The following is a 4,054-nucleotide window of genomic DNA, read 5'->3' on the forward strand; positions in this document are numbered from 1 at the left end:
ATCGATCCCGGAAGGGGGTCGACGCTGTCGGCCCTGAGAAATCGGTCCGACTCGTCTCACGAGAGTCCGTCGACCGCCACACTCAATGGCTCCCCGGAGAACCCTTTCGCTAATGACCCAGCTCGGTCCCACGAACGAACGCATCCTCGTCACGGGCGGCGCCGGCTTCATCGGCGCCCGACTCGCCGGGGCGCTCCTCGATGACAACGACGTCGCGGTCCTCGACTCGCTCGTCGCGGGCGACCGATCGACGGTCCCCGGTGACGCGCGGTTCATCGAGGCCGATCTCCGCGACGCCGACGCCCTCGAGCGCGCCGTCGCCGAGGCCGACACCGTCTTCCACGAAGCCGCCGTCGTCAGCGTCGCCCGGTCGGTCGAGGACCCCCTCGAGAGTCACGCCGTCAACGCCGAGTCCACGCTCCGCCTCCTCGAGGCCGCCCGTCGCCACGACGTCCGGGTCGTCCTCGCCTCGAGCGCGGCGATCTACGGCCACCCCGAGTCGATCCCCGTCGGCGAACCCGACCGCAAAGAACCCACCTCCCCGTACGGCCTCGAGAAGCTCGCCGCCGACCACTACGCGCACCTCTACCACGACCTCTACGGCCTCGACGCGGTCCCCCTTCGCTACTTCAACGTCTACGGGCCGGGCCAGTCCGGCGGCGACTACGCCGGCGTCATCCGCGTCTTCGTCGAACGAGCCCTGAACGACGACCCGATCACGGTCCACGGCGACGGCGACCAGACGCGAGATTTCGTCTTCGTCGACGACGTCGTCCGGGCGAACCTCGCCGCCGCGACGACCGACGCCGTCGGCGAGGCGTACAACGTCGGCACCGGCGAGTCGATCACGATCCGCGAACTCGCCGAACTCGTCCGCGACCTCGCCGACGCGAACTCGGACATCGTGCACGCCGAACCCCGCGAGGGCGACATCGACCGCTCCGAGGCGGACGTCTCGAAGGCGCGAGCCCGCCTCGACTTCGAGCCGACGGTCTCGATCCGCGACGGGCTCGACCGGACCGTCGACTGGTATCGCCAGCGGTTGGACTGAGCGGACGCCCGGAGACCCTCCAGGAAACCGGTCCATACTAACGAGCGTCCCCGCCGATGACACCGACGCCGAATGGCCCCCGCGATCGTCCACTTCCTCGTCGGCGCGTCCATCTGCCTCCTCGTCGCCGCGCCGTTCGCCCGTCGGTACGACCTCGGCTGGCAGTGGCCGCTGTGGCTGGTCGCGATCGGCGGCATCTGGGGACTGGTTCCGGACGTCCACCACGTCGCGCCCGTCTCCGAGACCCGGCTGCGAGCCTTCCACGACTCGCGGTGGGCCGAGCTCTTCGCCTTTCACTACACGCTCGACCGTCCGGCCGTCCGGGCGCGCCCGATCGAGAGCACCTTCGCGTCGATCGCGTGCTTCCTCGTCGCGGTCGGCGCGTTCAGCTTCGTCGGGGGCGCCGGCGACGGCGGGTCGACGACGCGCGACCGCGAGCCGGTGACGCCGATCCTCGCCGTGGGGACGGTCTCCCTGTTCCTCGGGCTCGGGCTGGGCGGATTGCTCTACGCGACGCTCGCCTGATCGATGGCCGTGCGCGATCGGCCGCGTCGATCCGCTCGCTCGAGACGGAACCGTCCGTACATTCTATAGGTCGGCGTCCGTACCGAGCCGCATGGTCGATCACCGGGCGGCGCGCCTCGCGCTCGTCGTCGCCGGCGCCGCGATGACCGTTCTCCTCGCGGGCCAGGTGGCCCGCTTCCTGAGTCGGATGGTCTCCTGGGGGCTCCTGGTCCTGCTCGTCGTCCTGCTCGCGTACGCGACCTACGAACTCTACGGCGGGTGGCGGGCCGCGGACGAGGACGCGTCGGCGCTCGAGTCGACGGCGGAGGTCGAACGGGACGCGGACGACGGGACCGCCGACGGCGACGCGTCGAACCCCGGGCTCGAACTGAACCGCGCCGAACTCGAGGCCGAACTGGACCGCCTCGTCGACGGCGAGGCGACGGACCTCGAACGCGAGTGAATCGTCGCGGGCCGAGACGTGGCTCTCACGACCCGACCGGGAATTTCGCCCGTTCGCCGACGGTCGCGGAACGGCCAAAAGTGTTAGATATTCGGACATCGACGATAACTGTTGAGAGGGGGAACACAAAATGAAACTCAGACGGCCCACCGACTTCCTCATCCTCGAGGCGCTCGAGGAGGAGGGGCGAAACGTCGCGCCGAACCTCGCCCACCACACGGATAAATCCAGGAAGAACATCAACACCAGGCTCCCGGTCCTGGAGGACTACGGCCTCGTCGAGAAGATCGGCCCGTCCGAACGATCCGGGGTGTACGAACTCACGCCGCGCGGGAAGGCCGCGCTGGTCTATCGGGACCGGTACGACGAAGTCGACGATTTCGACGCCCTGGTCGACGGACCGAGCCCGGACGCGGATGCGTCGGCCGACGCGGCGGAGAGCTTCGCCCGCGGAGACGTCGACGACGAGGACTGAGCGTCGCCGCCACCGTCGAGGATTGCGCGACGACGCCGCCGACGAGGACTGAGCGTCGACGCCATCGTCGAGGATTGAGCGACGCCGCCACCGTCGAGGATCGAGCGACACCGCCGACGAGGATCGAGCGACGTCGCCGCCGAGGATTGAGCGACGCCGCCACCGTCGAGGATCGAGCGACACCGCCGACGAGGATCGAGCGTCGCCGCCGCCGACGAGGACCGAGCGACGCCGCCGCCGTCGATCGAGGCGGTGGACACAATTCGGCTCGACTACTGCCCCTCCCGTTCCCGTCTCCGTTCACCTGTCGGGCTCGACCGCGTCGTCGTCCGCCTCCGCGAGCGTCGTTCCAGAACGCCTATGGCCCTCCCGGCACCCATCCGCCTGCATGCAAACCGTCGTGCTCGCCGCGGGCCGCGGCACCCGAATGCGGCCGCTGACCGACCGCCGACCGAAACCGATGCTTCCCGTGGCGGACCGCCCGCTCGTCGCCCACACCGTCGAGGCCGCCGTCGAAGCCGGCGCCGATCGGATCGTCCTCGTCGTCGGCTACGAATCCGAGGCCGTCCGCGAGTACGTCGACGCGGCCGACCTCGACGTCCCGGTCGAGTTCGCCGTCCAGGAGGAACGGGCCGGCACCGCCGACGCCGTGCGCGCCGCCGCCCCGCACCTCGCCGACGAGCCGTTCGCCGTGCTCAACGGCGACGCGCTGTTCGACCGGGACGGCCTCGACGAGCTCTACGCCGACGGTCCGGCGGTCGCCAGCGTCCGCGTCGACGATCCCACCCAGTACGGCGTGCTCGACGTCGAGGACGGCCGCGTCGCGGGCATCGTCGAGAAGCCGACCGACCCGCCCTCCGACCTGATCAACGCGGGCGCCTACCAGTTCCCGGCCGACGCCCGCGAGTGGCTCGACGTTCCCGAGAGCGAACGCGGAGAGCGCGAGATCACCGACGTCCTCGCGCGGACGATCGAGCGCGCGGACGTTCGACCGGTCCCGCTCGAGCGCTGGCTCGACGTCGGCCGGCCGTGGGAGCTGCTCGAGGCCAACGAGTGGAAGCTCTCGGCGCTCGACCGACGGATCGAGGGGACGGTGAGCGACGACGCCACCGTCGACGGCCGGGTCGTCGTCGAACCCGGCGCGACCGTGAACGACGGCGTCGTGATCGAGGGACCGGCGCTGATCCGCGCCGGCGCGACCGTGGGGCCCAACGCGTACGTCAGGGGCGCGACGCTCGTCGGCCCCGACGCGAGCGTCGGGCACGCCGTGGAGGTCAAGAACAGCGTCCTCATGCGCGGGGCCGCCGCGAACCACCTCTCGTACGTCGGCGACTCGATCCTGGGCCGGAACGTCAACTTCGGCGCGGGGACCGTCGTCGCCAACCTCCGCCACGACGACGAGCCCGTGAAGCTCACCGTCAAGGGCGAGCGGGTCTCCACCGGCCGGCGGAAGCTCGGCGTCGTGGTCGGCGACGGCGCGAAGACGGGCATCGACACGAACCTGAACGCCGGCGTCACGCTCTCGACCGGCGCGACCACGGCTCCGGGCGAGTCGGTCACC

5 protein-coding genes are annotated in these 4,054 nt (G+C 70.7%); all 5 read left to right on the forward strand.

Annotation, left to right across the window (positions count from 1 at the left end):
* Window positions 1–112: 112 nt before the first annotated feature.
* The gene (locus tag QZT59_RS05235) at window positions 113–1,051 is read left to right on the forward strand and encodes an NAD-dependent epimerase/dehydratase family protein (protein ID WP_290812374.1); all 939 of its coding nucleotides are present in this window, start codon (window positions 113–115) and stop codon (window positions 1,049–1,051) included.
* Between the two features lie 72 nt (window positions 1,052–1,123).
* Window positions 1,124–1,576 carry a hypothetical protein gene (locus QZT59_RS05240; RefSeq protein ID WP_290812376.1) on the forward strand — a complete coding sequence of 151 codons (453 nt, stop codon included), beginning with the start codon at window positions 1,124–1,126 and terminating at the stop codon, window positions 1,574–1,576.
* A gap of 91 nt (window positions 1,577–1,667) precedes the next feature.
* A complete protein-coding gene (locus tag QZT59_RS05245; protein ID WP_290812378.1) occupies window positions 1,668–2,018 on the forward strand; it encodes a hypothetical protein in 351 nt (116 codons plus the stop codon).
* 130 nt (window positions 2,019–2,148) lie between these two features.
* Window positions 2,149–2,493, forward strand: coding sequence for a winged helix-turn-helix domain-containing protein (locus QZT59_RS05250; protein ID WP_290812381.1), 345 nt, complete (start codon window positions 2,149–2,151; stop codon window positions 2,491–2,493).
* Between the two features lie 388 nt (window positions 2,494–2,881).
* Window positions 2,882–4,054, forward strand: a 1,173-nt coding sequence (glmU, locus tag QZT59_RS05255) for a bifunctional sugar-1-phosphate nucleotidylyltransferase/acetyltransferase (protein WP_290812384.1), incomplete at its 3' end; no start/stop codon positions are given.

Source organism: Halovivax sp., from assembly GCA_007119345.1.
Classification (GTDB): Archaea; Halobacteriota; Halobacteria; order Halobacteriales; family Natrialbaceae; genus Halovivax.